The following is a 26,765-nucleotide window of genomic DNA, read 5'->3' as shown; positions in this document are numbered from 1 at the left end:
GGCTCATAACAATAACAAACACCACACAGATCTCAGACCGACGCTCACAAGGATGTAAACATGAATCTATCCATCAAGAACAAGCTGGTCCTCGCCATCGGGGCCATTATCCTGGTCATCTCCAGCCTGCAGGTCTGGTACAACACCACCCAGCTGCGCAGCGAAACCCAGCGGCTGATCTGGAGCTTCATCGACGACAGCTCCATCTCCAACGTCAAGGGGATCTCCCGCTGGCTCGATGCGCGCATCAATCTCGTCACCGCCACCAAGGAAGCCTTCACCAAGGAGGATGAGCCCCTCAGCCACCTGGCCCAGTCCATGAACGCAGGCAACTTCGACCTGGTCTATGTGGGCACCAAGGATGGCCGGATGATCCAGAGCAAGCAGACCAACCTGCCTGCCGGCTATGATCCGCGCCAGCGTCCCTGGTACAAGGACGCCATGGCCGCCGGCAAGCTCGCCATCACGGCCCCCTATGCCGATGCCTCGTCTGGCAACCTCATCATCACCATCGCCGAGCCCTTCAGCCGTGGCAACACCGACGGCGTCATCGCCGGTGACGTCTCCATCGACGGCCTGGTGCGCGACGTGCTGGCCATCAACTCGGAAGGCACCTACGCCATCCTGGTGGACAGCAACGGCACCATCATAGCCCACCCGGACAAGGCGCTGACCCTCAAGCCCGCCACCGCCCTCTCCCCCGAGCTGACGGCGGCCAAGGTCAACGAGCTGGCCCATGACAACACCATCTCCGAGATGGATATCAGCGGCAAGGCCAGCGTGTTCGACCTCACCGAGATCCCCAATACCAACTGGTATTTCGGCATAGTGGTGGACGAGGCGGTCGCCTACCAGTCCGTCTCCCGCATGGTCACCTCTGCCCTGCTGCAGGGTCTGCTGACCATCCTCATCGTCGCGGGCTTCTCCTACGTGGCCATCAACAGCTCCCTGGCCCCGCTGAAGACCCTCGGCGAGGCGATCGCGGATCTCTCCCGCGGCAACGGCGATCTGACCCGCCGCATCAAGATCGAGCGGGAAGACGAGGTCGGCACCGTCGCCAAGCACGTCAACACCTTCATTGAGCGCATCCACGTCATGGTGCAGGACATCTCCAACTCCTCCGGGCAGCTCAACCAGCAGGCCAGGTCCTCCCACGACATGGCGGAGAAATCCAACCAGGGTCTGGCTCGCCAGCAGAACGAGATCTCCCAGATAGCCACAGCGGTGCACGAGATGTCCGCCACCGCCGTCGAGGTCGCCAGCAATGCCGAGCAGACCGCGGAGGCAGCCCGCAGCTCCTCCAGCAGTTGCGAGCACGGCAAGCAGGTGATCGCCCGCAACCAGCGCTCCATCACGGATCTCGCCACCCAGGTCAAGCAGGCCTCCGGCATCATCCAGGAGCTGGAGAAGAACGCCCAGGAGATCAACACCATCCTCTCCACCATCCAGGGCATCGCCGAGCAGACCAACCTGCTGGCACTGAACGCCGCCATCGAGGCCGCCCGGGCCGGTGAGCAGGGTCGCGGCTTTGCGGTGGTCGCCGACGAGGTGCGGGTGCTGTCACAACGCACCCACAGCTCCACCGTCGAGATCCGCAGCATGATAGAGACGCTGCAGCGCAACACCCAGGGGGCCGTCAGCACCATGCACGAGGGCCAGCTGCTGGCACAGAACAGCGTGGAAGATGCGAACGATGCCACCCAGGCCCTGGAGCAGATCACCACCTCCATCAACCAGATCTCCGACATGGCGACCCAGATCTCCAGTGCCGCCGAGGAGCAACGGGCCGTGACCGACGAGGTCAGCCGCAATATCCAGGCGGTCAAGGACGTCTCGGACGAGCTGGCGGTGGATGCGGACAGCTCCCGCAATCTCTCGGCTCAACTTAAAAATATTTCAGGTGAGCTCAACAATCAGGTCGGTATGTTCCGCATCTGATCGAACCAATCAAAAGGGGCCGTCCAGGCCCCTTTTTTATATAAACCCTTTTCGTTTCAATGGTTATAATTCCCCTTCGACACCGGACACTCTGTGATCTGCCTCTCCATTCGAGTATCATTCTGACGCGACTGGTGCCTGCCCTGACTATATTCGCATTACTTTTTTCGATGTTTTTCGGCATCCCCAAAGATGATAATAGTTATCACTAAACATTTCTGATAAAAAACTTAAAAACTTTAGGGGTAATACCTAAAAAGAGAGGCATTTCTCATTTTTTTGAAAGAAAACTACGTACAATCTTGGGGTTAAAATCACCAGAGTAGCGAGTACGGCTGATCCAGATCACTGATGGATGGCGATAATGACGGCATTTTCATCCAAGGAATGGGGTGGTTGTAATAAAAACCACCGTTGCCAAGCACTAAAACAAAGCAGTTTGACTTGCATCAAGCCTGAATTTTTTTCATAGAGCAAAATCGTGCCCAGCAAATCTATCCCTAAGGAGGCAGATGTGGATATTATCAAGACCGATGTTGCCATCATCGGTGCCGGTGGCGGTGGCCTGCGTGCCGCAATCGCCATTGCAGAAGCCCACCCGGAGCTGGAAATCGCCCTGATTTCCAAGGTCTATCCGATGCGCAGCCACACCGTGGCCGCCGAAGGTGGCGCCGCAGGCGTCGTCCGTGATGACGACTCCCTCGAAAACCACTTCAACGACACCGTCTCCGGTGGCGACTGGTTGTGTGAGCAGGACGTGGTCGAGTACTTCGTCAACAACGCCACCAACGAAATGATCCAGCTGGAGCACTGGGGCTGCCCCTGGAGCCGCAAGCCGGATGGCAAGGCCAACGTCCGCCGTTTCGGCGGGATGAAGATCCCGCGCACCTGGTTCGCCGCAGACAAGTCCGGTTTCCACATTCTGCACACCCTGTTCCAGACCTCCATCAAGTACCCGACCATCAAGCGCTATGACGAGCACTTCTGTCTGGATCTCATCGTGGACGATGGCCGCGTCCAGGGGGTACTGACCTTCGACATCCAGAACGGCATCACCCGCTTCATCCAGGCCAAGTCCGTGGTGCTGGCCACCGGCGGTGCCGGCCGCGTCTACCGCTACAACACCAACGGCGGCATAGTCACCGGCGACGGCATGGCGCTGGCCTACCGTCACGGTGTACCGCTGCGTGACATGGAGTTCGTCCAGTATCACCCGACCGGTCTGCCGGGCACCGGCATACTGATGACCGAAGGCTGTCGTGGCGAGGGTGGCATCCTGCTCAACAAGGATGGCTACCGCTACCTGCAAGACTATGGTCTGGGCCCGGAAACCCCGGTCGGCCAGCCGAAGAACAAGCACATGGAGCTGGGTCCGCGCGATCGTCTCTCCCAGGCATTCTGGCAGGAGCAGCAGAAAGGCCGCGTGATCCAGGGCCCCATGGGCGACGTGGTTCACCTCGACCTGCGCCACCTCGGCGAGAAGTACCTGAAAGAGCGCCTGCCCTTCATCTGCGAACTGGCCAAGGCCTACGTGGGTGTGGATCCGGTCAAGGAGCCGATCCCGGTCCGTCCGACTGCCCACTACACCATGGGCGGCATCGAAACCGACGGCAAATGCGCCACCCGCATGCCAGGCCTCTACGCCGCTGGCGAGTGCGCCTCCGTCGGTCTGCACGGCGCCAACCGTCTGGGTTCCAACTCCCTGTCCGAGATTGTGGTATTCGGCAAGGTGGCCGGTGAGCAGGCAGCCGAATTCGCGGCGACCCAGCAGCACGGCAACACCCAGGCGCTGGCCGCCAAGGCCGAGGCACTGATCAAACAGCACCTCTCCCTGCTCGACATCGACGGGACCGAAAACCCGGCCGATATCCGCAACGAGCTGGGCATGTCCATGGAAGCTGGCGTCGGTATCTACCGTACCGAAGAGCTGATGCAGGGCACCATCGATAAGATCAACGAGCTCAAAGCCCGTTACAAGAAGGTCAAGATCAACGACAAGTCCTCTGTCTTCAACACCGACCTGCTGTACGCCATCGAACTGGGCTACATGCTGGACGTGGCCGAAGCCATGGCCCACTCCGCCCTCAACCGCAAAGAGTCTCGTGGCTCCCACCAGCGTCTGGACGGTTACGAGGAGCGGGATGACGTGAACTACCTCAAGCACACCCTCTCCTTCTACAACCAGGAAGGCGCCCCGACCATCGATTACTCCGATGTGAAGATCACTAAATCCCAACCGGCCAAGCGTGTGTACGGTTCCGAGGGTGAGAAACAAGACGAGGCTAAGAAGAATGGCTGAGATGATCGAAATTGAAATCCTGCGCTACCGTCCCGAGCAGGATAACGAGCCCTGGATGCAGACCTTCCAGGTGCCTTACCTGAAAGAGATGTCCCTGCTGGATGCCCTGCAATACATCAAGGATCAGCTGGACTCCACCCTGAGCTTCCGCTGGTCCTGCCGGATGGCGATCTGCGGCTCCTGCGGCATGATGGTCAACGGCATTCCGAAGCTGGGTTGCAAGACCTTCCTGCGGGACTACCTGCCGGGCAAGATGACCATAGAGCCCCTCAACAACTTCCCGATCGAGCGCGACCTGGTGGTCGACATGTCCGATTTCATCGAGAAGCTGGAGAGCATCAAGCCCTACATCATCCCGAGCGAGCCGCGCAGCCTGTGCGACGGCGAGTACACCCAGACCCCGGCCGACATGGCGAAGTATCACCAGTTCTCCATGTGCATCAACTGCGGTCTGTGCTACGCCGCCTGCCCGCAGTATGGCATCAACAAGAAGTTCACCGGCCCGGCGGCCTTGGCGCTGGCCTATCGCTACAACGCCGACAACCGCGACAGCGCGTCCAAGGAGCGGATGAAGATCATCAGCCAGGACGAGGGCGTCTGGGGCTGTACCTTCGTGGGTTACTGCTCTGACGTGTGCCCGAAAGGCGTGGACCCGGCCGCCGCCATCCAGCTTGGCAAGGTCGAGAGCGCCAAGGACTACATGATCGCCATGTTCAAGCCGGATTGAGGAGTGAGACCATGAACAACACCCAAAGCAAACGTAAGCCCTACGTGCGCGAGATGAAGAAAGACTGGTGGCTGAAGAATGCCTTCTACACCGGCTACATGATCCGCGAAGGCACCAGCATCTTCGTCTCCATCTACGCCGTGGTGCTGATGTGGGGTCTGATGCGTCTGGTGCAGGGTCAGGAGGCGTTCAACGGCTGGCTGGAGTCCCTGCAGAGCCCCATCGCCATCCTGTTCCACGTCATCGCCCTGGCCGCCTGCCTGTTCCACGCCAAGACCTGGTTCGCACTGGCCCCCAAGGCCATGCGCATCTTCCGTGGCGAAGACCTGGTGCCGGAGAAGCCAATCGTCATCGCCCAGTATGTGGCACTGGCGGCGGTATCCCTGCTGATCCTGATCATCGTGGCTTGAGGAGATTAATGATGAGACGTTCTGACGAACCCATTTACTGGGGACTCTTTGGTGCCGGTGGCATGGTGGTTGCCATGCTGCTGCCGGTGATTGTCCTCATTACCGGTCTGCTGGTGCCCATGGGCATCATGGACGTGGAGACCATGAGCTACGAGCGCGTGCTCGCCTTCGCCAGCTCCTGGTGGGGTGCCTGCATCCTGCTGGTCATCATAGCCCTGCCCATCTGGCACGGCATGCACCGCATCTACCACGGCCTGCATGATCTCGGGATCCACACCACCAAGCTGCACCACTATGTGTTCTATGGCTTCGCCTTCCTGGTGTCCGCCATCACGGTCGGCCTGCTGATGGTGCTGGTACTCCAGTAATCCTTAAGTTGCCAGCAACAGATGATAAAACCGGGCCCAGTGCCCGGTTTTTGTTTGGCCGATATGCAGCGGCGGGCTAAGGGCCCGGCGTTGGCCACAGGGCCAGCAGGGGCGCGGGGATGGCGCCAAGTTTCAGGGTCGGGGTCTGGTGCCAGTCGGCCAGCTTTTGCAGCGCCTTCCCCAGCTCCTGCGCCAGGGGGCGCGTCACCCTGACCCCGTCCTCCAGATAGAGGCTCTTGACCTCGAACACCCCCTCCTTGCGATGGGCCTTGGCGTCCATCCGGCCCACCAGCTTGCCGCGATGCAGCAACGGCAGCACGAAGTAGCCGTACTGGCGCTTGGGGGCCGGGGTGTAGCACTCGATGCGGTAGTCAAAGCCAAAGAGCTCGCTGGCCCGCTTGCGATCCCACACCAGGGGATCGAAGGGCGAGAGCACGGCGGTGTGGGTCGCCTTGAGGCTGCCAGCCTGGGCCCTGGCCAGCTCATCGGCCAGGGAAACGTGCACGAAGGCGCCGTGCTGCCAGCCCTCCACCCGCACCGGCAACAGCTCCCCCTCGTCCGCCAGCTGATGGAGCAGGGTGTCGTATTTGCCGCGCCGCAGGCGGTAGTAATCCGCCACCCAGCCGGTCTTGACCAGCCCCAGCGCCCGGCAGCTGGCGCGCACCATGTCACGCTGGGCGAGCTCAGGGCTCGGCAGATCCCGCCCGTCGTCCCACTCGGGCATGACCCGCTCGGCGAGATCGTAGACCCGCTGGAAGTTGCGCCGCTCGCGCACCATCAGGCGCCCTGCGGTGAACAGCACCTCCAGGTGGCGCTTCTCGGGCTTCCAGTCCCACCAGCCGTTGCCCTTGCCCTCCTTGCGCTCAAAATCGGCGGCCCGCACCGGGCCATCCCGGCGAATCCGCTCGACTATCTGCTCTATCTCGCCGCCGTGGGTCTTGAGCCACTGGGCGGAGAACTTCCAGCCCATGGCGGCGGGATCCAGCATGCGATGGCGCAGCAACCGGTAATCTTCCCGGGGGACGAAGCAGGCCTCGTGGGCCCAGTATTCGAAGAGATCCCCCTCGGCCAGCAACTGCTCCAGCCAGCGCGGATCGTAGTGGCCGAGCCGGCTGAACAGCACCAGGTAGGGGCTGCGGGCCACCACAGAGATGGTGTCTATCTGCAGCAGCGCCATGCGCCTTATGCAGGCCAGCAGATCGGAGGGAGAAGCCTTGGCGCGGCGCGGGGTCAGCAGCCCCTGGGCTGCGAGCTGCAGGTGGCGGGCGTCTTGCAATGACAAATGGGGGATCGACATGGAGATAGGGGCATCCGTTCCTGGGTATCAGGCCACCAGCATGCCCAACTCATGGCCAAATGAAAACGCCCGTCTCAGGGTTTGGTGAACACCACCACATCGGCGTGGGGGAAGCAGAGGTCCGCCTGCCAGCGGGCCGCCAGGGCGCGAAACGAGGCCTCGGCGAAGAAGACGATGTGGGTCGGATCGTGGCGGTAGCGCCACTGCCTGAAGCGCTCGTCCCCCAGCACCCGCTGGGTCTGCAACACCAGCACCCCGCCGGGGTTGAGGCAGGCCCAGAGCCCGTCCAGCACGGCGCGGGGAGCGGCCAGGTGCTCTATCACCTCGGTGCTGGTGATGAAATCGTAGCGACGGGTGAGCAGCTCGGGCTGGTCGGCATAGAACTTGTCGTAACCCGCCATATCAAAGCCCGCCTCCCGCCCCATGGCGATGAGGGCAGGCCCGGGACCGCAGCCGAAATCGAGGCCGCTGGCAGGAGGGCTCACCCGGGAGAGCACCTCGCCGAAGGCCCGCATCAGAAAACCGCGATAACGGGGATCGTCCACCCGGTTGTCGTGCCCGTCATAGACCGCCTTCTCGGCGCCCTCGTCAAGGTGATCCGCCTCATCCAGCCAGACCAGCTCGCAGTCCAGACAACGGTGATAGCGCTTGCCCGCCACCGGCAGGGGGTAGCTGTGGCAAGCCGAGCAGAGGGGGCAGCTGGCGCTTGATGACATGACGGATCCTCCAGGGTGACAGCCGCGCAGATTGCCTGCCCGCCGCCTCCCTGACAACTTTTTTTACTCCTTAAGGGTTTCTTAAGTTTGCCCTTTTACTCTCAAGCCATCCCAAGAGAAGGAGCCAACCATGACCATAGAGATCCAAGCCCCCTACAGGTTGATCCTGGCCGACTCCCCGCAGCAGGTCATGGCGCTGCAAGCTTATATCCAGGCCGCCTACACCCTCGAATTCAACGCCCGCATCCCCCATTTTCTGCCCTGCCTGCTCGGGCTCTACCGGGCCGATGGGGTGCTGGTCGGCGCCTGTGGCCTCAACCAGGCCTGCAACGGCGAGGGTGGGCAGCCCCTCTATCTGGAGCAGTATCTGGAGCAACCCATCGAGGCCGCCATCGAAACCCGCCTCGGGGTACGTCCGGCCCGCAGCCGCATCATCGAAGTGGGCAACCTGGCCTGCAGCGAGCCGGGCAATGCCCGCCTGATGTTTGCCGCCCTGTGCCGGCTCTTGTGTGACAACGCCCTCGACTACGTGGTGTTCACCGGCACCGCCAAACTGCGCAACAGCTTTGCCCGGCTGCGCCTCAACCCGGTGGAGCTGGCCCCCGCCCAGGCCCATCAGGTGGGGGAAGACGCCAGCGCCTGGGGGGAGTACTACCGCTGCCAGCCCAAGGTGATGGCCGGGGACATCAACCAGGGGCGCGAGGTGCTCGCCCAGAGCAGCCTGCTGCTCAACCTGCTGGGGCCCATGCCCATGCTTTTTAACCAGGCTGGCCATGACAAGAGGTGCGCCCAATGAGCCTGTTCGACGCCATCGCCCGCCACGCCGGCCTGACGCCGCGACAACCGGCGCTGCAAGGCAGCCAGGGCGAGCTGGATTACCAGACCCTGTGGCAGCAGATCCAGCACCTGGCCGACCGCCTGCAGCAAGCCGGCATTCGCCGCCTGGCCCTGCAGCTCGACAACGGCCTGCCCTGGGCGCTGATCGATCTGGCCTGCACCCGGGCCGGCATCGTGGTCATCCCGGTGCCCCACTTCTTCAGTCCGGCCCAGCAGGCGTGGCTGCTGGAGAGCAGCGGGGCCGATGCCCTGGTGGGCCCCGAGCATGAGGGCTGGCAGGCCACCGCCCCCCTCATCCTGATGACGGGCAGGCCGGATGAACAGGCGCTGCCCCTGTGGCGCCGCACCCCCGCCAGCCTGCCCGAGCTGCCGGCGGACACCGCCAAGATCACCTATACCTCGGGCACCACGGGCCAGCCCAAGGGGGTCTGCCTCTCCCTTGCCCAGATGACTGCGGTCTGCGAGTCCCTGGCCCTGCGGGTCGCCCCTGCCCGGGTCGAACAGCACCTGACCCTGCTGCCCCTGGCCACCCTGCTGGAGAATCTGACCGGTCTGTACGTACCGCTGCTCACCGGCGCCTGCAGCCGCATCCCATCCCTCGGCGAGCTGGGCTTCATCGGTTCCAGCACTCTCAACCCGGCCATGCTGGGCCAGGCCCTGGCGCGCTGGCCCAGCCACAGCCTGGTGCTGGTGCCCGAGCTGCTGCGCCTGCTGCTGGCGCTGTGCGCCAATACCCCGGCCCTGGCCGAGCGGCTCAAGGGGCTGCGTTTCGTCGCCGTCGGTGGCGGCAAGGTGGCCCCCGAGCTCATCGCCCATGCCCGTGCCCTGGGGCTCCCTGTCTATGAGGGCTATGGCCTGTCGGAATGCGGCTCTGTCGTGGCGCTCAACGGCCCGGACGCCGACCGTCCGGGCAGCGTCGGCCGCCCCCTGCCCCACTGCCAGGTGACGATCGCCGCCGACGGCGAAGTCATGGTGAGCGGCAGCGCCATGCTCGGCTATCTGGGGGAAGAGGCGCCCGCCATCCCGCTCATCGCCACCGGTGATCTGGGACGGATCGACGAGGATGGTTTTCTCCACATCACGGGGCGCAAGAAGAACGTGCAGATCACCGCCTTTGGCCGCAACTTCTCTCCCGAATGGGTGGAGGCCCAGGCCCAGCTCTGCCCGGCCATCGCCCGCATCGTGATCTTCGGTGACGGCCAGCCCGCCAACGTGGCCCTGATCCAGCCGCTGCCGGGCACCCAGTTCCAGCTGGCCGAGCAGATTGCCCGGCTCAACCAGCAACTGCCCGATTACGCCCGCATCCATCACTGGCTGCCGGTGGCGCTGGATCAGCACCCCGGCCTGCTGACCGCCAACGGCCGCCCCCGTCGCAACGAGATTTATCACCACTTTTCCCGGCAGATCGACCAATGCCTGACCCAAGGCCTCACAGGAGAGACCTCATGAGCTTCTACCAGACCCTGCAACAAGCCACCGCCTCCGAGCGCGAGCACCTGTTCAATGCCCCCATCATCGAGGCCTGCCGCCGCGGCGACATCAGCCGGGAGACCTACCTCGCCTTCCTGGCAGAGGCTTACTACCACGTGCGCCACACTGTGCCGCTCCTGATGGCCACCGGCGGCAAGCTGGGACAGGAGTACGAATGGGTGCGCGGCGCCATCCGGGAGTACATCGACGAGGAGTACGGCCACCAGGAGTGGATCCTGAACGACATCCGCGCCTGCGGCGGTGACGCCGAGGCGGTGCGCCACGGCCGGCCCGGCCTGCCCATCGAGCTGATGGTGGCCTTCCTCTACGACCAGATCCAGCGCGGCAACCCCATGGGCTTCTTCGGCATGGTACAGGTGCTGGAAGGCACCAGCGTCGCCATCGCCCTGACGGTGGCGGACCAGCTCAAGCGCGGTCTGGGCCTGCCGCCCCAGGCGATGAGCTACCTGAGCTCCCACGGCGCCCTGGATCAGGAGCACCTCAAGTTCTTCGAATCCCTGATGAACCAGGTGGAAGACGCCGCCGATCAGGCCGCCATCATTCACTCGGCCAGGGTGGTCTACCGCCTCTATGGCGACATGCTCCATCAGCTCACGGGATCCTGCCAATGAAGCTTGAAGGGAAACGCATACTGCTCACCGGCGCCAGCGGCGGCATAGGGGAAGCCCTGGCCATGGAGCTGGCGGCCCAGGGGGCGCACCTGCTGCTGCACGGACGCCGGGCCAGCGCCCTGGAGCGCCTGCGCAAGGAGCTGCCCCATTCGGATCGCCATCAGACGGTGACCGCCGATCTGGGCTCGCCCCAGGAGCGGGCCAGGCTGTTGCAGCACCCGGCGCTGGAAGAAGGCCTGGATGTGCTGATCAACAGCGCGGGCTGCAACCAGTTCGCCTGGCTGGAGGATCAGAGCGGCGAGCAGGTGACGCGCCAGCTGCTGCTCAACATAGAGGCGCCTATCCAGCTCACCCGCGCCCTGCTGCCCCGGCTACGCAAGCCCGCCGTCATCATGAACATAGGCTCCAGCCTCGGGGCCATCGGCTATCCCGGCTACAGCGTCTATTGCGCCAGCAAGTTCGCCCTGCGCGGCTTTAGCGAGGCCCTGGGACGGGAGCTGGAGGGCACCGGCATCAAGGTGCTGCACTTTGCCCCCCGCGCCACCCGCACTCACCTCAACTCCGAGGCGGCCTACGCCATGAATGCGGAGCTCGGCACCCGGACCGACAGCCCCCAGGACGTGGCCGAGGAGGCCGTCATCGCCCTGTGCAACGAGACGCGCCGCCGCTGGCTCGGCTGGCCGGAGAAGCTGTTCGTGCGGCTCAATGCCCTGCTGCCCGCCCTGGTCGACAAGGCGCTGGCCAGACAGCTGCCCGTCATCGAACGCCATGCCCGCCACCCCGCCCCCCTGGCCACAGATCACGGGGACAACTCCGCCTGTGCCACGAACGAGAAGGAACATTGAGATGAAACACGCCACTTTGCGCCCTCGATTTGGTCACAGCGTCCTGCTGCTCGCCCTGGCAAGCAGCCTGGTTCAGGCCGCCGATGCCCTGCCCACCATTCAGCAGCAGTGGGCCCACTGCCAGTATCAGGAGACCGGCAAGGCCAAGGAGAGCTGCCTGGAGGCCCTGAGCGCCCAGGCGGATCAGGCCAGTGCCAAGGAGGCCTTTCGCACCGATCTGCTGATCTGGTCCGCCATCGTCAAGAGCACCTGGGCCGGCGCCAAGGGCGGCCTCGGGGCCCTCAGCCTGGTGAAGGAGGCCAAGGCCAGGCTGGAGATCGCCATCAAGCAGGATCCCAAGGCGCTGGAGGGCTCCGCCTACACCAGCCTGGGCTCGCTCTACTACCAGGTGCCGGGCTGGCCGGTCGGCTTCGGGGATGACGACAAGGCCGAGCAGTTGCTCAAGCAGGCGCTCGCCATCAACCCCAACGGCATCGACCCCAACTTCTTCTACGGCGACTTCCTGCTGGATCAGGGGGACAAGGCCCAGGCGAAGATCTACCTGGACAAGGCCCTGACCGCCCCGGCCAGACCGGGCCGCGAGCTGGCGGACGAAGGGCGCAGGACGGAAATCCGCGAGCGTCTCGCCAAGCTATAAACACAAGCAGATCAGTGCGCTATTTAAACTCTGCCCACCAACTTGCATACTGGTGGGCAGCGTCATTTGAGGGAGAGAACAATGCGGATCCTGTTGGTGGAAGATGATGTGATGCTGGGGGATGGCATGGTGGATGCCCTGCGCAGCAGCGGCTACACGGTGGACTGGCTGCAGCAGGGGCTGCCCGCCCTGTCGGCGCTCAAGAGCGAGGAGTTTGCCGCCCTCATCCTGGATCTCAACCTGCCGGACATCGACGGCATCAGCCTGCTGCGCAAGCTGCGACGGGAGGGGCAGGTGCTGCCGGTGCTCATCCTCACCGCCCGGGATGCCCTGGACGATAGGGTGCTGGGGCTGGATGCGGGCTCCGATGACTACATGGTCAAGCCCTTCGCCCTGCAGGAGCTCAACGCCCGCCTGCGCGCCCTGGTGCGCCGCAGCAAGGGGCAGGCCCAGGCGGTGCTGGAGTATGGCGACATCCTCATCTACCCCGAATCCCAACAGGTCACCTATCAGGGGGAGGCGGTCAGACTGACCCCCCACGAATACAAGCTGCTGCAGGAGCTCATCACCCAGAGCGGCCGGGTGCTGAGCCGGGATCAGCTGCAGCAGAGCCTCTATGGCTGGGACGAGGGGGCCGAGAGCAATGCGGTGGAGGTGCACATTCACCACCTGCGCAAGAAGTTCTTCCCCGAGCTCATCCGCAACATCCGCGGCGTCGGCTACATAGTGCCGCAGCCAGATACTCCGGGCAGCAGAGGGATGCCCGCCCGATGAGTCGCGTCCGCTCCATCCGCCGCTTCCTGCTCTCCGGCATCCTGGCCCTGGTCAGCCTCAGCCTGGCCGTCAGCGGCCTCATCGGCTACCTGGAAGCCAACCACGAGATGGAGGAGCTGTTCGATGCCCGTCTCGCCCAGTCCGCCCGCATCACCAACCAGCTGCTCAGCCGTTATCTGAAGCAGCGCGGCGAGCTGCCCAGCAACGGGGCCGTCTACCAGGAGTGGGAGCAGGCCGTGCCCGACGACCCCCATCAGGAGAAGCGCAGCTTCAGCCAGTTGGGGCGGGACAACGAGTTCACCCCCTACGGCCACGAGTTCGAGCGCAACCTCACCTTCCAGCTGCTCGACGAGCAGGGCACCATACTGCTGCGTTCACCCAATGCGCCGAGTCAGCCCCTGGCCACCCTGGAGCGCGGCTTCGACAGCGAGACCAAGGATCACCACGAGTGGCGCACCTTCACCCTCTACAACGAGGATGAACACACCTGGCTCATCGTCGCGGAGCGGGATGACGAGCGGGGAGAGCTGGCCAGCAAGATGGCCACCCTGACCATGCTGCCGCTCTTCATCACCCTGCCCTTCCTGCTCGCCCTGCTGTGGTGGCTGGTGACCCGGGGGCTGGCCCCGCTGCACCAGCTGACCCAGGCCATTGGGGAGCGTCATCCCGCCAACCTGAGCCCGCTCAACCTGGCCATCAAGGCCGAGGAGCTGACGCCCCTGGTGGCGGAGATCAACCGGCTGATGCACACCCTGGCAGACACCATAGAGCGGGAGAAACAGTTCACCAACGAGGCGGCCCACGAGCTGCGCACCCCGCTCGCGGTGCTGCGCATCCACAGCGAGAACGCCCTGGCCGCAGAGGATGAGCAGAGCCGGGAGCAGGCGCTGCGCAAGATGCTGCTGGCGCTCGATCGCAGCGACCGCCTGATCCGCCAGCTGCTGACCCAGGCCCGCATCGACAACCAGCAGGCCCCGGCGCTCGGCAAGCTGGATCTGAGTCTGCTGTTGCAGGGCACCCTGGCCACCCTGGCCCCCATCGCCCTGAAGAAGGATCTGCAGCTCTCCCTGGAGGGGGACGAGCATCTGCAGGTGATGGGGCAGGCCATGTTGCTGGAGCTGATGTTTGGCAACCTCATCGACAACGCGCTGCGCTACACCCAGGTGGGCGGCGAGGTCGCCGTGGTGATCAGCCAGGAGGGCAACAGGGTCAGGGTGGATGTGCGGGACAACGGCCCCGGCATCCCCACCGCCGCCCTGTCGCGCCTGTGTGAGCGCTTCTTCCGGGTCAACCCCCAGCAGGGGGACGGGGTGGGTCTTGGCATGGCCATAGTGCAGCGCATAGTGCAGCTGCACGGCGCGGATCTCGACATCCACAACCGGCCAGAGGGGGGGCTTGAGGTGAGCGTGCTGCTGCCCGCCCCGCCGCGCCCGGCATAGGCGGCGCAGGCCTCAGGAAAGAAAAAGCGCGGGGGCCCAAGCCCCCGCGCACCATAGATGATCCCAGCGCGGCCTTCCTAGCCGCAGCTCGGCTGCACCGTGAAGGTGCGGGAAGCGTCCACCGGCCCCAGCTCCGCCAGCAGGCGGCGACCCAGCAGCACGGGATAGATCATGTCGCTGCGATCCCGCAGGGTGAACCACTCCTTGTAAACCTTGTCACCGACACAGATGGACATGGTGACCGTGGGGCGCTCCTCCATGCCACCGGCGCCGCGCACCGTCACGCTGCGCTCCACCGGCCGCTCCAGGGTCTGGCGCACCTCCTTGTCGGTGTTGGCATCGGTCAGCTCCAGGGTGAAGCGCACCCAGGGCTTGCCGTCACGCTTGAAGTGGTGCAGCTCTCGCGCATCCAGCGAGGACGTGAGGGCGCCGGTATCCAGCTTCATCTTGACCGCCACCCCACCGGGCATGAGCACGCCCTTCTCTATCCAGCCATAGACGGTGGGGGCGGCCCAGGCGCCCGATGAGAGGCAGAGGCTGGCCAGCAGCAACCAGCCGGCTTTGTGTGATACGGACAATGTGTTCTCCTCGTCGAAGCGGGCCCACGCTGGCCCTCTGCGCCAGAGTGGGCAGCACGCAGGCCCCTGTCAACTGGCAAACGAGGCGCAGGCGCCCAGAACCCGGGCTTCTGGCGTTCACGGCATGGGGGATCCGACAGCCGTTGACTCTGAGGCAGGAGGCAAAAAGAGGGGATAGAGGGGCCATTACGAGGTGCTGGATGAAGCTGGTGGCCAACCTCGGGTTGTGACGCCAAAGGCTACCACAATGATGAGCGAATTATCAGTCTTGTTCTGGCGGGATTTTTGCCTAGACTGTTGTAAACCGGAGGCCTTGAAAACCTGCGGTTTTTTTGTGCCTGCCGAAAATAAACCACTGCAAAGTGACGTTCACAAGGCTCAATAAGGAATTTGCAATGCGTATCGAAGAAGACTTGAAGCTCGGTTTCAAGGATGTCCTGTTTCGTCCCAAGCGCTCTACCCTCAAGAGCCGTTCCCAGGTCAGCCTGACCCGCCAGTTCACCTTCAAGCACACCCGGACCCAGTGGCAGGGGGTGCCCGTCATCGCCGCCAACATGGACACCGTCGGCACCTTCGCCATGGCGCGCACCCTGGCGGGCTTCGAGATGATGACGGCGGTACACAAGCACTACAGCCTCGCGCAGTGGCAAGCCTTCGTGAACGACACAGATCCGGCCCTGCTCGGCCATGTGATGGTCTCCACCGGCACCTCGGAAGAGGACTTCATCAAGACTCGCCAGATCCTCGCCATGTCAGCGGCCCTGCGCTTCATCTGCGTGGACGTGGCCAACGGCTACTCCCAGCACTTCGTCGAGTTCCTGCGCAAGATCCGTGAAGCCTGCCCGAACCACGTCATCCTGGCGGGCAACGTGGTCACCGGCGAGATGGTGGAGGAGCTGATCCTCTCCGGCGCCGACATCGTCAAGGTGGGCATAGGCCCGGGCTCGGTCTGCACCACCCGGGTCAAGACCGGGGTCGGCTATCCGCAGCTCTCCGCCATCATAGAGTGTGCCGATGCGGCCCACGGTCTCGGCGGCCAGATCGTCGGTGACGGCGGCTGCACCTGCCCGGGTGACGTGGCCAAGGCGTTTGGCGGCGGCGCCGACTTCGTGATGCTGGGTGGCATGCTGGCGGCCCACGAGGAGTGCGGCGGCGAGGTGGTGGACGTCGATGGCGCCCCCTTCATGAAGTTCTACGGCATGAGCTCCTCCAGCGCCATGGACAAGCACGCCGGCGGCGTCGCCGAGTACCGTGCCTCCGAGGGCAAGACGGTGCTGCTGCCCTACCGCGGCCCGGTCGAGAACGCCGTGCGCGACATCCTCGGCGGCGTGCGATCCACCTGCACCTACGTGGGCGCCAGCCAGCTGAAAGAGCTCACCAAGCGCACCACCTTTATCCGGGTACGCGAGCAGGAGAACAACGTCTACGGCAAGGAGTAACCTGCCGCAGCCACCGTCACGCGCTGACGGTTAGAAGCCAAGTCACCGGTGTGCTACCCTGCGCACCGGTTTTTTGCATCTGGAACCCCGAGCCATGACAAGCCCCCTGCCCCCCTTTGACTGGGACATCTTCTGCACCGTGGTGGACAACTTCGGCGACATCGGCGTCACCTGGCGGCTGGCCCGCCAGCTGGAGCGGGAGGGGCATGGAGAGGTGCGACTCTGGGTGGACGATCTGGCGAGCTTCGCCCGCATCTGTCCTGGGCTGGATCCCGCGCGGGATCGCCAGTGGGTTGAGGGGATCCACATCCAGCGCTGGCAGGGCCCCCTGCCAGCGGATGCCATCCCGGCCCGGGTCGTCATAGAAGCCTTTGCCTGCGAGCTGCCCGCCCCCTTCATCGAGCGCATGTCCGAGCAGAGCCCGCCCCCCTGCTGGATCAATCTGGAGTATCTCTCGGCGGAGAGCTGGGTCGAGGATTGCCACGGCCTCGCCTCGCCCCAGCGGATGGGTAACCAGAGTCTCAACAAATACTTCTTCTTCCCGGGCTTCACCCCCAGAACCGGCGGCTTGCTGTGCGAGCAGGGGCTCATCGCCGAACGGGAACTGTGGCAGCAGGATGAGGCTGGCCTTGCCGCCTACTGGGCGAGCCTGGGTCTGCCGCCCAGGGTGCAAGACGAGCTGCGGATCAGCCTCTTCACCTACGAGAGCGAGGCGCTGAAAAGCCTGGTCCAGTGCTGGAGCCAGGGCGCCACCCCGGTCACCCTGCTGCTGCCCATGGGGCGCGCCCTCCCCGACGTGCTCAGCGGCGCCGGGCTTGAGAGTGCCATCGGCACGGCCCGGGCGGGGGATCTGCTGCAATCGGGCCAACTCGCCATCAAGCTGCTGCCGATGACGAGCCAGGCGGGCTACGATCGGCTGCTGTGGAGCTGCGATCTCAACCTGGTGCGCGGCGAGGACTCCTTCGTGCGGGCCCAGTGGGCGGCAAGGCCCTTCCTGTGGCACATCTATCCCCAGGACGATCAGGCTCACATTGCCAAGCTGGATGATTTCCTCGACCACTATCTGGGGGCGCTGCCCGCCGATGGCGGCCAGTGGCTGCGCGCCTTCAACCATGCCCTCAACCATGGGCAGGATGTGCGCGAACTCTGGGCCCAATGGCCGCAATTCGGTACTGTTTGGCAACAACATGCGCGAAGCTGGTCACAGAAGTTGCTTGCCGATGGGGATCTCGTCACTCGGCTGGTGAAATTTTTAGAAAGCCGTATATAATCTGGCAGTTTTTATCTGCCCGTATACGAACAGGAATTTTTACATGAAAACCGCACAGGAAATCCGCGCTGGTAACGTCGTCATGATCGGTACCGAGCCGATGGTGGTCCAGAAAGCCGAATTCAACAAATCCGGCCGTAACTCCGCCGTGGTCAAGATGAAGCTGAAAGGCCTGCTGAACGGCAGCGCCACCGAGACCGTATTCAAGGCCGACGACAAGCTGGAAGTCGTTCAGCTGGAGCGTAAAGAGTGCACCTACTCTTACTTCTCCGACCCCCTGTATGTCTTCATGGACACCGAGTACAACCAGTACGACGTCGAGAAAGACAACCTGGGTGACGCCCTGAACTACATGGTTGACGGCATGGAAGACATCTGCGAAGTGACTTTCTACAACGAGAAAGCCATCTCCGTCGAACTGCCGACCACTATCGTTCGCGAAGTCGAGTACACCGAGCCGGCCGCCCGTGGCGACACCTCCGGTAAAGTGACCAAGCCGGCCCGCCTGAAGGGCACCACCTACGAGCTGGCCGTTGCCGCCTTCGTAGAGATCGGCGACAAGATCGAAATCGATACCCGCACCGGCGAGTTCAAGCGTCGCGTCAACTGAGTTGACGGCTTCACGCCCGTGTTGAAAAAAGCGAGCCCCAGGCTCGCTTTTTCTTTATGGGCACCGGCCCTGCGATCATTCAGCCCCGGTCAGTGACAGCGGCCCGCCCATTGAGAGAGAATTCCCCTGCCCCCTTTCGTCTCGCACCGTTTGGGGCTACACCATGAAGTCAGGTTCTTCCTTCGCCACAGGCTCCCTATGACATCTCATCAAAAACTCCTGCTGTTGCTGCTCACCCTGGTCCTGCTGGTGCTCTCCGGCTGGCAACCCTATGACAGGGTCACCTGGCTGCTGGAAGTCGCCCCCGTGCTCATCGTCGTGCCGCTGTTGCTGCTGAGCCAGCGCAGCTACCCCCTCACCAGCCTGCTCTACTTGTGCATCTTCCTGCACGGGGCCGTGCTGATGCTGGGGGGCGCTTACACCTATGCCCGGGTGCCACTCGGTTTCGATCTGCAGCAGTGGTTCGATCTCACTCGCAACCCCTATGACAAGATTGGCCACTTCTTCCAGGGGTTCGTGCCCGCCCTGGCCTGCCGCGAGATACTGCTGCGTGGCCACCATGTGCAGGGCAAGAAGATGCTGGTGTTTCTGGTGATCTGCGTGGTGCTCGCCGTCAGCGCCAGCTATGAGCTCATCGAGTGGGGCGCCGCACTGGCACTGGGTCAGGGCGCCGACGAGTTCCTCGGCACCCAGGGGGATCCCTGGGATACCCAGTCCGACATGTTTTGTGCCCTGGTGGGGGCCGTCAGTGCCCTGTTGCTGCTCTCCCCCCTGCACGACCGCCAGCTCGGCAGGCTTGCCCGGCCCTGAGCCCGTCGAGGGAAGGGCTTGCCCCTTCCCTCTTTCTCGTGGATTCCCCCGACCCCCTTCAGAAATCCGGCACGCCGCCGCTAACCCAGTCAACCGGGGAGCGCATCATGGCCAGATTATCCTTACCACTGCTGTTTTTGACCCTGCTGGCGAGCACCACCTTGCCGGCCAACGAGATCTCGCCCCCAGCCCCTCTCGATCACTGGCAGGAGAGCGACTGGAAGGGGGCGCCTGACAGCACCCGGATCGACAAGCAGCGGGTGCTCTTTGCCAAGCACGACGGCGACAGCTACCTGGGGCTCGCCATCCTGCTGCCGGACTGGCAGCGCAGCGGCCAGCTGTGGCAGCTGACCCGGGAGCTGGGGCGGATCGGCTTCGACACCCTGCTGCTGCTCCCCTCCCCTCAGCAGACAGAGCTGGATCCGGCCTCAGAGAAGAAGCAGGAGAACATTGACGCATTTCGCCAGCAATTTGCCGAGCGCATCGTCAAGCTAGGTGACGCCAAGCTGCAGGAGGGCGGCTTCAAGCTGCTGCTGGCGCAAGGCACCAGCGCGGCCTGGGCCGCCAACCTCATCACCAGCGAACAGTTGCCCGCCCCCGATGCCCTGGTGCTGCTCGACGGTTTCTTTCCCAACCAGCTGAGCAACCAGACCCTGGCCAAGCAGGTGGCCCAGGCCAGCATCCCTACCCTGGATCTCTATCAGGAAGACGGGGGGCGCTGGCCCCTGCTGGCGGCCGAGGCGCGCCAGAGCGAGAGCCGCCGCAGCCACAAGCTCAACTACCGCCCCTATGCCCTGATGGCGCTGGACGAAACGCCGGGGCGCATCCAGGGCTGGCTGACCCATCTGGGCTGGATCTGATCCGAACTGCTAGAGAGCATGGAGTTGGGCCATCCGGCCCGTCTGCATCCGTGCTGGTCAGCCGCCCCCCATCTTTGGCATCATGGCGACTCCCACGCGGCAGCGAACGGCAGGAGGCTTCATGCAGCAAATCGTGTTTCTCGACAGTGACACCCTGGACGCCGGCATCAATCTGCGTCGCCCCGATTTCCCCCATCACTGGCAAAGCTACCCCGAGACGAGACCGGAACAGGTGGTGGAGCGGCTCAGGTGCGCCAGCATCGCCATCATCAACAAGATCCGCATCGGCAAGGACGAGCTGGCCCAGTTGCCGGAGCTGCGCCTGATAGCCCTGGCGGCCACTGGCAGCGACAACCTGGATCTGGAGGCGTGCCGCGCCGCCAATGTCGCCGTGTGCAACATCCGTAACTATTCGGGCCCCTCGGTCCCCGAACACGCCATGGCACTGATGTTGGCCCTGTCACGCAACCTGTTCGCCTGGCGCCAGTCCCTGCAAGAGGGGCGCTGGCAGCAGAGCGGCCAGTTCTGTTTCTTCGATCACCCCATCATGGATCTGCACGGCAAGCGCCTCGGCATCATAGGCAAGGGCACCCTGGGTCAGGCCCTGGGGCAGCGGGCCAGCGCCATCGGCATGGAGGTCTTCTATGCCCAGAGCCAGGTCGGCGCCCCCGGGGATGAAGACAGATTGCCCCTGGAGACCCTGCTGCAGAGTTCGGATGTGATCAGCCTGCACTGCCCGCTCACCCCCTACACCCGCCACCTCATCGGGGAGCGGGAGCTGGCCATGATGAAACCGGGGGCCCTGCTGATCAACGTGGGCCGTGGCGGCCTGGTGGACGAGCAGGCCCTGCTGGAGGCGCTCGGCAACGGTCGCCTCGGCGGTGCCGGGTTCGACGTGGCAAGCGTGGAGCCACCGCCCCCCGACCACCCCCTGATGCAGGCGCTGCGTTACCCCAACTTCATCCTGACGCCCCATGTGGCCTGGGCCAGCGAGGAGTCGATGCAGCGCCTCGCGGATCAGCTGATCGACAACATCAACGCCTTCTACCTTGGCAGGCGCCAGCACCGACTGGTCTAGAGGACGGACACGAAAAAGGGGCCCCTGGCCCCTTTCTCTCTCCTGGCAGATCTCAGTCGTCGTCATGCCATCTGTGCTTGCGGTGCTTCTTGTATTTCTTGTGGTGCTTGTGATAGCGCCTGTCGTCATAGTAACGATTGTTGTTGCTCTCGTGGCCATCGCCGGTTCTGGCACCGATGGCGGAGCCACCTGCCCCGCCTATGCCGGCGCCGATCAGCTGGCCCGTGCTGCCACCCACGCTCTTGCCGATGGCGGCGCCACCCAGGGCTCCGACGGCGCCCCCCAGGGCAGCCTCATTCTTGTTGCCCCTGTCGGCCGTGGCCGCACCGCCCGCCGCGCCGCCGACGGCGGCCCCCACCAGGGCGCCGGTGTCGCCCCCCAGCTGCTTGCCTATCATGGTGCCCGCCACCCCACCGACGCCGCCGCCGAGTATGGTGTTGACGGTCTCGGACGCCTGCGCCTGACCATTGCCCAACAGCAGCGCGCCCAGCAGCGCCATCGCGCTCATGCCGTATTTGTTCATCTCCATGGGGTACTCCTGTCAAACCTGATGTCTGATTGATTATTTTTCCCTGCACTATACAAAGCGCCCCGGACTCCGCTACCGGGATTACGGCGTCTTCGCCGACAGACTGACTGTCTCTCCTTCGCGACATTGCTCAATCACACGAGCTAACCGACTGAAAATGAATTAAAAAAAAAGGTCACATGGGAAATTATCCCCACCGTGACCCTTTTCTAGGCCATTCAGGCCCTTTTTCTCCTGATGGCGGTCAGACAGATACTGTCACTACAGCCCCTTTGGAGGGAGGCGAAGTGGCGGACAGATGCCAGCAGTCCCGTCCCTGCCGCTTGCTCTGGTACAGGTACTCATCCGCCCGATCGAGCAGGGCAGCGGCGTCATCCGGGTAGCGTGCTCCGCCCGCACTCAGGGTGATGGACTCCTCAAACTCGCGCCACTGCAGCGCCCGCACCCGGGCCAGCAGACGGGTCAGGCGATCCTCGACCTCCTCCCGCTCCCAGGGCAGCAGGGCCGCGAACTCATCCCCCCCGATGCGGTAGACCTGGGCCTCTCCCAGGGTTCTTGCCATGATGGTGGCCACCCGGAACAGCACCGCATCCCCCACCCCGTGCCCCCAGCTGTCATTGACGCGCTTGAAGCAATCCACATCAAACAGCACCAGCCAGTGAGGCCTCTCCTCCTGCGCCAGCCTGGCCCTGTCCTGCTCGAAGGCACGCCGGTTCATGATGCCGGTGAGAGGATCGTGCAGCAGGGCATCCTGCCCCTGCAGCAGGCTGTTTCTCACCTGATGGATCTCCCCCAGACTGCCGTGCACGAACCAGGTGCGCTGGCGCAGCTGGATCTCCATCAGCGCCTCATCCTGAACGAGGCCGCTGAGAGAGCGCTGCACCAGGGTCTGCTCCTGACGAAAGATCCGCACCAGAAACAGCAGGCTGCACAGCCAGATACCGAGCAGCGCCAGTGCGGGCAGCACCACCATCAGCAGGGTATCTTGCAGGTTGCCATGAAAGTGGGCGGGAGGCAGATAGATGTTGAGATCCCAGTCGATATCCGACAGCGGCTGCTTCAGGTAGCAGCCTTCCCGGATCACGTTCAACACGGCCCCCTGGCTCGGCGTGCCGGACAGCGCAGGCAGCAGTGACAGATTGTGCCCGACCACCAGCCGGCCGCCCTTGCGCTCGGTGATGTAGATGGCGGCCTGATCGCTGCCCATCGCCCGTCGCAGCGCCGCCTGCAGCGAGTTGAACGACATGTCGACCATCAGCAGGCCCAGCAGCTGCCCCTCGTCATCCTTGACCCGCTTGATCAGGGTCAGGACCTCTGCGTTGCCGCCGAACTCCTGGTAGGGACCAAACCAGACCAGCTCCTCGCTGTCGCTGGCCAGGGTCTGATACCAGGGGCGCTTCTGCACCTGGTAGCCGGTCGGCATCTGCCAGTCGGGGTAGCTGTCGAAACGGTCGAAGCGGGTGTTGTAGAAGTAGAGGAAGTGGGCGTCGTGCTTGAACTGGTGGGCTATGGCCCAGATCCCGTTGATGGCCGAGCCGCCCCGCGCGATGGCCTGTTTGTCCAGGGACGCTTCCAGCACGCCGAGCTGCCGCCGATTGGCCAGCACCATCTCGTGGATCAGGGTGGCATCGATGGAGGTGAGCATGTGGTTATAGCCGGCCAGGGTCTTGTCGATGCTGCGCAGGTAACTGGCCGCCGCCAGCAACAGGGTGGCGACCAGCACCAGGGCACCGAGCAGAAACGACAGCGGCGTCAGTATGTAGTAGCGTTCCTTGATGATGGTTGCAGCCATGCCACTCTCTATAAAATGTCGCGTTATATGCATTTTATAGTCGAAAACACCACCAGCATATTGATTGAAGTCATTAACCCCACCGTTAATGACAACAAAGACATCAATGGGTCATGCCCGCTTTGGTCATGTGAATATCCATAAAAAGTAGAAACTGTCATCACCCAGCGTTGACGGTTTCTTGCACAGAAGGTGTTATAGTCCATCACTCGAGAAATCGGAGCCAGATGACCTTTGTCGGCAATGCTGGCAGCCACGATTCATCAACCAAGGAGATGTTATGAGCAGTCCGTTTATCGAACAGATCAAAGTACGTCGTACCATCTATGCCCTGGGTGACCAGGTGACCCATTCCGAGGCCCAGCTGACGGCCCTCATCAAGGATGCCGTCAAGCACAGCCCCTCCTCCTTCAACTCCCAGAGCTCCCGTGCCGTCATCCTGTTTGGCGAGCAGCACCACAAGCTGTGGGACATCGTCAAAGCCGAACTGAAAAAGATTGTGCCGCCAGAGGCCTATCCCCAGAGCGAAGCCAAGGTCAACGGCAGCTTCCGCGCCGGTTTTGGCACCGTGCTGTTCTTCGAGGACACCGCCGTCATCCAGGATCTGCAGCAGAAATTCGCCCTCTATGCCGACAACTTCCCCATCTGGTCCGAACATGGCACCGGGATCGCCCAGTTTGCGGTCTGGACCACCCTGGCCCAGGAAGGCATTGGCGCCTCCTTGCAGCACTACAACCCGCTGATCGACGAGGCGGTTCGCAAGGAGTGGGACCTGCCCGCCAGCTGGCTGCTCCGTGCCCAGATGCCCTTTGGCAGCATAGAGCAACCGGCCGGTGACAAGACCTTCATGGATGACGAGGTCCGTTTCCGGGTCTTCGGCTAACCCCTCTGGCCCCCTCGCCGAGGGGGCCTTTGCCCCTGCTTCCCCCGCATTTTCCATGGTGTGCAACCATACTCAGGGCTATCACGCCAACCGCCCTCAGGAGAGACGCATGGGAGAAGCCAGACGCCAGCGTATCTTGTCCACTCTCTATCCCGTGTTTGCCCTGCTCTGTGTCGCCACCATCATCCTGCTGTTTTCACTTGTCGGCATCTTCACCCGGCCTCCCAGCCTGCTGGCGGCCTTCTGGCCCGCCAATGCCGTCCTGCTCGGCATGCTGCTGCGTTACCCGCGCCTGGCCTCGCCCCCAGGCTGGCTGGGGGGCCTGCTGGGCTATCTGCTCGCCTCCCTGTTCACCGAGGATCCCCCCCTCAAGACGGCGCTGCTCACCCTCGGCAACCTGGCTGGCGTCAGCGTCGGCTACCTGCTGTTCCGCCGGCTGGATCTCGAAGACAAGCGGCTCCGGCGGCCCGCCTCCATCGTCTATCTGCTGCTGATCGCCATGGCGGCCTCCCTCGCCGCCGGCCTGGTGGGGGCGGCGATCAACCCCATGCTGTTTCAGGGCTCACACCTCTACGGGCTCGGCTTCTGGTTCGCCAGCGAGCTGGTCAACTACATGGCCATACTGCCGGTGATCCTGACCCTGCCCCCGCCGGGCACACTGCCGGACTGGCGCCGCCTCCTGTATCAGACGAATATCTCTTGGCGCAGGCTGCTGCCCCTGCTGAGCCTGGTTGGCACCCTGTTGCTGACACTGCTGATCGAGGGGCCAGGCTCCATTGCCTTCCCGGTCCCGGCCCTGCTCTGGTGCGCCATCAACTACTCCATCTTTGCCACCAGCCTGCTCTCGCTCTCCTTCAGCATCCTGATCCTGCTCGCCCTCTCCAACGGCTACCTGACCATCAGTCAGGATGTCCAGACCCAGTATTGGATGTTCTCGGTGCGGATCGGCGTCATGCTGATTGCCCTCACCCCGCTCACCGCCGCCAGCATAATGGCGACACGCAATAACCTGCTGCGCAGGATGGAATACCTGGCACACCACGATCACCTCACCGGCGTCCTCAATCGGGCCGGCTTCTGGCCCGGTGCCGAACAGATGGCGGAGAAACTGGAACGGGGGAAACGCCCCCTCGCGGTCTGCATGCTGGATCTGGACAACTTCAAGGGCATCAACGACCGCCATGGTCACGAGACGGGCGACAGGCTGTTGAAGTCCTTCACCACCACGGTGAGCCAGCATCTGCGCCAGGAAGACCTGTTCGGCCGGCTGGGGGGCGAGGAGTTTGCGGTGCTGCTGCCCGATGCCACCGGGGCCCGGGCGCTGGACGTGGTCGAGCGGCTACGGGAGGCAGTTGCCCGGCTGAAGGTTCTGGATGGGGAAGGCAAGCCGGTCTCGGTCACTGTGAGCATAGGAATAGCCTGCCAGCACCAGGGTCACTTCAACCTGGACAGGCTGCTCTCCCGCGCCGATCAGGCCCTCTATCGGGCCAAGCATCATGGCCGCAACCGGGTGGAGCTGCACGGGGGCGAAGAGACAGACAGGCGCTCGGGGGAGGCGGCGCCCACCGCCATGGACTCGGATCCCCATTGACTCAAAGAGGGCAGCCTCAGTCCGGCAGCAGGTTTGCCATGCAAAGCTGCAGGCCAGCCTCGTCCTCGGTCAGCCGGATCTGCCGCCAGTCCTCCAGCCGCGCCCTGACCCCGCCATCGAACCGCTTGTCGCCCCCGATCTGCACCACCTGACAACCGGCCAGCAGGGCGCTGCGTATCCCCGCCGGGGCATCCTCGAACACCAGGCAGTCGGCGGGGGCAAGGCCAAGGCGGCGCGCCGCGAGCAGGTAAGGCTCGGGATCCGGCTTGCCCCGCACCACATCTTCTGCCCCGATCAACCATCTCGGCAACGGCAGCCCGGCACTGGCCAGGCGGTGCCGCGCCACACGCTGGCTCGCGGAGGTCACCAGCGCCCAGCGCGCCGGCGGCAGGGCTGCCAGCAGGGTGCGTGCCCCGGCGATCGGCTCGGCCACTCCCGCATGCTGGATCTCCAGCTCGTCGAGCAGGGCCACCTCACGAGCCAGATCCAGCTGTGGCGCCAGTGCGCGTATCACCTCCCGCGAGCGCACCCCGTGGCACATGGCCAGCACAGGCGCGGGATCCAGCCGATGGCCCTGGCACCAGAGCCGCCAGACGGTCTCCACCTCGGTGGTGGAGTGCACCAGGGTGCCGTCCATGTCCAGCAGCAGGGCCTCGGCCCTCAGGGTGAGCACTGTCATGGGGTTCTCCCCGCCAGCACGTCGACGAAGGCCTGTCGCTGGGCCGACTGCTCATAGCAGGCGAGCGCCTGCTCGGTATTGCTCGCCCACACCGGCAGGGGCCCGACGGCAAATCCCTGCTGCAACAGGCTGGTCAGAAGCTCCCCCGTCTCCGGCGCCGCCAGTGGCTGGGCCATTACCAGGCTTCCCTTGATCAAGAACAGATAGCGTTCGCTCGACATGACATGACTCCTTGTGGCTGGTCAGAGGGCCAAAGG

General features: G+C 63.9%; 27 protein-coding genes. 20 read left to right on the top strand and 7 right to left on the bottom strand.

Features of this window, described 5'->3' with window-relative positions; all coding sequences use genetic code 11:
- The first annotated feature begins 60 nt into the window (after positions 1–60).
- From AC3WR3_RS08260 to frdD, 5 genes are all read left to right on the top strand, one after another.
- Positions 61–1,938, top strand: coding sequence for a methyl-accepting chemotaxis protein (locus tag AC3WR3_RS08260; protein ID WP_139435729.1), 1,878 nt, complete (start codon positions 61–63; stop codon positions 1,936–1,938).
- Positions 1,939–2,452: 514 nt separating this feature from the next.
- Entirely contained in the window at positions 2,453–4,237 is a 1,785-nt protein-coding gene (frdA, locus tag AC3WR3_RS08255; RefSeq protein ID WP_202046479.1) for a fumarate reductase (quinol) flavoprotein subunit, read from the top strand.
- Positions 4,230–4,964 (top strand): succinate dehydrogenase/fumarate reductase iron-sulfur subunit, encoded by a 735-nt coding sequence (locus AC3WR3_RS08250; RefSeq protein WP_059168380.1) that lies wholly within the window; start codon positions 4,230–4,232, stop codon positions 4,962–4,964. Before frdA ends, AC3WR3_RS08250 begins: the two co-directional genes overlap by 8 nt.
- 11 nt (positions 4,965–4,975) lie before the next feature.
- Entirely contained in the window at positions 4,976–5,374 is a 399-nt protein-coding gene (locus AC3WR3_RS08245) for a fumarate reductase subunit C (protein WP_342059708.1), read from the top strand.
- An 11-nt stretch (positions 5,375–5,385) separates the two neighbouring features.
- On the top strand, positions 5,386–5,742 hold the full coding sequence (gene frdD / locus AC3WR3_RS08240) for a fumarate reductase subunit FrdD (RefSeq protein ID WP_025326128.1): 357 nt from the start codon (positions 5,386–5,388) through the stop codon (positions 5,740–5,742).
- 76 nt (positions 5,743–5,818) lie between these two features.
- On the opposite strand, the gene AC3WR3_RS08235 is transcribed toward frdD, so the two are convergent.
- The gene (locus tag AC3WR3_RS08235) at positions 5,819–7,039 is read right to left on the bottom strand and encodes a winged helix-turn-helix domain-containing protein (RefSeq protein WP_492291611.1); all 1,221 of its coding nucleotides are present in this window, start codon (positions 7,037–7,039) and stop codon (positions 5,819–5,821) included.
- Between the two features lie 74 nt (positions 7,040–7,113).
- Positions 7,114–7,755, bottom strand: coding sequence for a class I SAM-dependent methyltransferase (locus AC3WR3_RS08230; protein ID WP_492291610.1), 642 nt, complete (start codon positions 7,753–7,755; stop codon positions 7,114–7,116).
- Positions 7,756–7,885: 130 nt separating this feature from the next.
- On the opposite strand from AC3WR3_RS08230, the gene AC3WR3_RS08225 reads away from it, so the two are divergent.
- The 7 genes from AC3WR3_RS08225 to AC3WR3_RS08195 all read left to right on the top strand — a co-directional run bounded on the left by AC3WR3_RS08225 (position 7,886) and on the right by AC3WR3_RS08195 (position 14,389).
- Positions 7,886–8,551, top strand: a complete 666-nt coding sequence (locus tag AC3WR3_RS08225) for a thermostable hemolysin (protein WP_342059711.1) — start codon at positions 7,886–7,888, stop codon at positions 8,549–8,551.
- Positions 8,548–10,041 (top strand): AMP-dependent synthetase/ligase, encoded by a 1,494-nt coding sequence (locus AC3WR3_RS08220; protein ID WP_492291609.1) that lies wholly within the window; start codon positions 8,548–8,550, stop codon positions 10,039–10,041. Before AC3WR3_RS08225 ends, AC3WR3_RS08220 begins: the two co-directional genes overlap by 4 nt.
- The gene (locus AC3WR3_RS08215; RefSeq protein ID WP_342059713.1) at positions 10,038–10,694 is read left to right on the top strand and encodes an iron-containing redox enzyme family protein; all 657 of its coding nucleotides are present in this window, start codon (positions 10,038–10,040) and stop codon (positions 10,692–10,694) included. Before AC3WR3_RS08220 ends, AC3WR3_RS08215 begins: the two co-directional genes overlap by 4 nt.
- The gene (locus tag AC3WR3_RS08210) at positions 10,691–11,539 is read left to right on the top strand and encodes an SDR family oxidoreductase (protein ID WP_342059714.1); all 849 of its coding nucleotides are present in this window, start codon (positions 10,691–10,693) and stop codon (positions 11,537–11,539) included. Before AC3WR3_RS08215 ends, AC3WR3_RS08210 begins: the two co-directional genes overlap by 4 nt.
- Before the next feature lies 1 nt (position 11,540).
- Positions 11,541–12,176 (top strand): tetratricopeptide repeat protein, encoded by a 636-nt coding sequence (locus AC3WR3_RS08205; protein ID WP_492291608.1) that lies wholly within the window; start codon positions 11,541–11,543, stop codon positions 12,174–12,176.
- An 81-nt stretch (positions 12,177–12,257) separates the two neighbouring features.
- Positions 12,258–12,950 carry a response regulator gene (locus AC3WR3_RS08200; RefSeq protein WP_319916195.1) on the top strand — a complete coding sequence of 231 codons (693 nt, stop codon included), beginning with the start codon at positions 12,258–12,260 and terminating at the stop codon, positions 12,948–12,950.
- On the top strand, positions 12,947–14,389 hold the full coding sequence (locus tag AC3WR3_RS08195) for an ATP-binding protein (protein ID WP_429108981.1): 1,443 nt from the start codon (positions 12,947–12,949) through the stop codon (positions 14,387–14,389). The genes AC3WR3_RS08200 and AC3WR3_RS08195 overlap by 4 nt, the downstream gene beginning before the upstream one ends.
- Before the next feature lie 77 nt (positions 14,390–14,466).
- On the opposite strand, the gene rloA3 is transcribed toward AC3WR3_RS08195, so the two are convergent.
- Positions 14,467–14,967 (bottom strand): retropepsin-like aspartic peptidase RloA3, encoded by a 501-nt coding sequence (rloA3, locus tag AC3WR3_RS08190; protein ID WP_492291607.1) that lies wholly within the window; start codon positions 14,965–14,967, stop codon positions 14,467–14,469.
- 395 nt (positions 14,968–15,362) lie between these two features.
- On the opposite strand from rloA3, the gene AC3WR3_RS08185 reads away from it, so the two are divergent.
- The 6 genes from AC3WR3_RS08185 (at position 15,363) to AC3WR3_RS08160 (ending at position 21,034) form a co-directional block, all read left to right on the top strand.
- On the top strand, positions 15,363–16,406 hold the full coding sequence (locus AC3WR3_RS08185; protein ID WP_454010654.1) for a GMP reductase: 1,044 nt from the start codon (positions 15,363–15,365) through the stop codon (positions 16,404–16,406).
- Between the two features lie 94 nt (positions 16,407–16,500).
- Positions 16,501–17,676 carry an elongation factor P maturation arginine rhamnosyltransferase EarP gene (earP, locus tag AC3WR3_RS08180; RefSeq protein ID WP_492291606.1) on the top strand — a complete coding sequence of 392 codons (1,176 nt, stop codon included), beginning with the start codon at positions 16,501–16,503 and terminating at the stop codon, positions 17,674–17,676.
- 43 nt (positions 17,677–17,719) lie between these two features.
- On the top strand, positions 17,720–18,286 hold the full coding sequence (gene efp / locus AC3WR3_RS08175) for an elongation factor P (RefSeq protein ID WP_011707002.1): 567 nt from the start codon (positions 17,720–17,722) through the stop codon (positions 18,284–18,286).
- A gap of 198 nt (positions 18,287–18,484) precedes the next feature.
- Positions 18,485–19,096 carry a DUF2238 domain-containing protein gene (locus AC3WR3_RS08170; protein WP_139435775.1) on the top strand — a complete coding sequence of 204 codons (612 nt, stop codon included), beginning with the start codon at positions 18,485–18,487 and terminating at the stop codon, positions 19,094–19,096.
- Between the two features lie 107 nt (positions 19,097–19,203).
- Positions 19,204–19,956, top strand: a complete 753-nt coding sequence (locus AC3WR3_RS08165; protein WP_492291605.1) for a DUF3530 family protein — start codon at positions 19,204–19,206, stop codon at positions 19,954–19,956.
- A gap of 121 nt (positions 19,957–20,077) precedes the next feature.
- Positions 20,078–21,034, top strand: a complete 957-nt coding sequence (locus tag AC3WR3_RS08160) for a D-2-hydroxyacid dehydrogenase (RefSeq protein WP_492291604.1) — start codon at positions 20,078–20,080, stop codon at positions 21,032–21,034.
- Between the two features lie 52 nt (positions 21,035–21,086).
- On the opposite strand, the gene AC3WR3_RS08155 is transcribed toward AC3WR3_RS08160, so the two are convergent.
- Together AC3WR3_RS08155 and AC3WR3_RS08150 are read right to left on the bottom strand one after the other, a co-directional pair.
- A complete protein-coding gene (locus AC3WR3_RS08155; RefSeq protein WP_342059466.1) occupies positions 21,087–21,563 on the bottom strand; it encodes a YMGG-like glycine zipper-containing protein in 477 nt (158 codons plus the stop codon).
- Between the two features lie 244 nt (positions 21,564–21,807).
- Positions 21,808–23,355 (bottom strand): GGDEF domain-containing protein, encoded by a 1,548-nt coding sequence (locus tag AC3WR3_RS08150; RefSeq protein ID WP_492291603.1) that lies wholly within the window; start codon positions 23,353–23,355, stop codon positions 21,808–21,810.
- 280 nt (positions 23,356–23,635) lie between these two features.
- Between AC3WR3_RS08150 and AC3WR3_RS08145 the strand changes: the two genes are divergently transcribed.
- Positions 23,636–24,238, top strand: coding sequence for a nitroreductase family protein (locus AC3WR3_RS08145; protein ID WP_342059468.1), 603 nt, complete (start codon positions 23,636–23,638; stop codon positions 24,236–24,238).
- 109 nt (positions 24,239–24,347) lie between these two features.
- Positions 24,348–25,829 (top strand): sensor domain-containing diguanylate cyclase, encoded by a 1,482-nt coding sequence (locus AC3WR3_RS08140; protein WP_492291602.1) that lies wholly within the window; start codon positions 24,348–24,350, stop codon positions 25,827–25,829.
- Between the two features lie 16 nt (positions 25,830–25,845).
- Here the strand turns inward: AC3WR3_RS08140 and AC3WR3_RS08135 are convergent, their stop codons facing one another.
- Together AC3WR3_RS08135 and AC3WR3_RS08130 are read right to left on the bottom strand one after the other, a co-directional pair.
- A complete protein-coding gene (locus AC3WR3_RS08135; protein WP_492291601.1) occupies positions 25,846–26,508 on the bottom strand; it encodes an HAD-IA family hydrolase in 663 nt (220 codons plus the stop codon).
- On the bottom strand, positions 26,505–26,729 hold the full coding sequence (locus tag AC3WR3_RS08130) for a hypothetical protein (protein WP_247625735.1): 225 nt from the start codon (positions 26,727–26,729) through the stop codon (positions 26,505–26,507). Before AC3WR3_RS08130 ends, AC3WR3_RS08135 begins: the two co-directional genes overlap by 4 nt.
- Positions 26,730–26,765: the final 36 nt, after the last annotated feature.

Source organism: Aeromonas sp. EU05-FHT14A05, assembly GCF_058791175.1.
Note: the sequence above shows the minus strand (reverse complement) of the source record. Positions and strands in the feature narration are given on the sequence as shown.

Bases quoted from the DNA above. Each gene is read 5' to 3' on its own strand.
- AC3WR3_RS08145 (WP_342059468.1), top strand. From the start codon at position 23,636: ATGAGCAGTCCGTTTATCGAACAGATCAAAGTACGTCGTACCATCTAT.
- efp (WP_011707002.1), top strand. From the start codon at position 17,720: ATGAAAACCGCACAGGAAATCCGCGCTGGTAACGTCGTCATGATCGGT.
- AC3WR3_RS08215 (WP_342059713.1), top strand. From the start codon at position 10,038: ATGAGCTTCTACCAGACCCTGCAACAAGCCACCGCCTCCGAGCGCGAG.
- AC3WR3_RS08135 (WP_492291601.1), bottom strand. From the start codon at position 26,508: ATGACAGTGCTCACCCTGAGGGCCGAGGCCCTGCTGCTGGACATGGAC.
- AC3WR3_RS08200 (WP_319916195.1), top strand. From the start codon at position 12,258: ATGCGGATCCTGTTGGTGGAAGATGATGTGATGCTGGGGGATGGCATG.
- AC3WR3_RS08245 (WP_342059708.1), top strand. From the start codon at position 4,976: ATGAACAACACCCAAAGCAAACGTAAGCCCTACGTGCGCGAGATGAAG.
- AC3WR3_RS08170 (WP_139435775.1), top strand. From the start codon at position 18,485: ATGACATCTCATCAAAAACTCCTGCTGTTGCTGCTCACCCTGGTCCTG.
- AC3WR3_RS08210 (WP_342059714.1), top strand. From the start codon at position 10,691: ATGAAGCTTGAAGGGAAACGCATACTGCTCACCGGCGCCAGCGGCGGC.
- AC3WR3_RS08165 (WP_492291605.1), top strand. From the start codon at position 19,204: ATGGCCAGATTATCCTTACCACTGCTGTTTTTGACCCTGCTGGCGAGC.
- frdD (WP_025326128.1), top strand. From the start codon at position 5,386: ATGAGACGTTCTGACGAACCCATTTACTGGGGACTCTTTGGTGCCGGT.
- AC3WR3_RS08140 (WP_492291602.1), top strand. From the start codon at position 24,348: ATGGGAGAAGCCAGACGCCAGCGTATCTTGTCCACTCTCTATCCCGTG.
- AC3WR3_RS08220 (WP_492291609.1), top strand. From the start codon at position 8,548: ATGAGCCTGTTCGACGCCATCGCCCGCCACGCCGGCCTGACGCCGCGA.
- AC3WR3_RS08250 (WP_059168380.1), top strand. From the start codon at position 4,230: ATGGCTGAGATGATCGAAATTGAAATCCTGCGCTACCGTCCCGAGCAG.
- AC3WR3_RS08130 (WP_247625735.1), bottom strand. From the start codon at position 26,729: ATGTCGAGCGAACGCTATCTGTTCTTGATCAAGGGAAGCCTGGTAATG.
- AC3WR3_RS08205 (WP_492291608.1), top strand. From the start codon at position 11,541: ATGAAACACGCCACTTTGCGCCCTCGATTTGGTCACAGCGTCCTGCTG.
- AC3WR3_RS08195 (WP_429108981.1), top strand. From the start codon at position 12,947: ATGAGTCGCGTCCGCTCCATCCGCCGCTTCCTGCTCTCCGGCATCCTG.
- AC3WR3_RS08235 (WP_492291611.1), bottom strand. From the start codon at position 7,039: ATGTCGATCCCCCATTTGTCATTGCAAGACGCCCGCCACCTGCAGCTC.
- AC3WR3_RS08150 (WP_492291603.1), bottom strand. From the start codon at position 23,355: ATGGCTGCAACCATCATCAAGGAACGCTACTACATACTGACGCCGCTG.
- AC3WR3_RS08185 (WP_454010654.1), top strand. From the start codon at position 15,363: ATGCGTATCGAAGAAGACTTGAAGCTCGGTTTCAAGGATGTCCTGTTT.
- AC3WR3_RS08160 (WP_492291604.1), top strand. From the start codon at position 20,078: ATGCAGCAAATCGTGTTTCTCGACAGTGACACCCTGGACGCCGGCATC.
- earP (WP_492291606.1), top strand. From the start codon at position 16,501: ATGACAAGCCCCCTGCCCCCCTTTGACTGGGACATCTTCTGCACCGTG.
- AC3WR3_RS08260 (WP_139435729.1), top strand. From the start codon at position 61: ATGAATCTATCCATCAAGAACAAGCTGGTCCTCGCCATCGGGGCCATT.
- AC3WR3_RS08225 (WP_342059711.1), top strand. From the start codon at position 7,886: ATGACCATAGAGATCCAAGCCCCCTACAGGTTGATCCTGGCCGACTCC.
- AC3WR3_RS08155 (WP_342059466.1), bottom strand. From the start codon at position 21,563: ATGGAGATGAACAAATACGGCATGAGCGCGATGGCGCTGCTGGGCGCG.
- AC3WR3_RS08230 (WP_492291610.1), bottom strand. From the start codon at position 7,755: ATGTCATCAAGCGCCAGCTGCCCCCTCTGCTCGGCTTGCCACAGCTAC.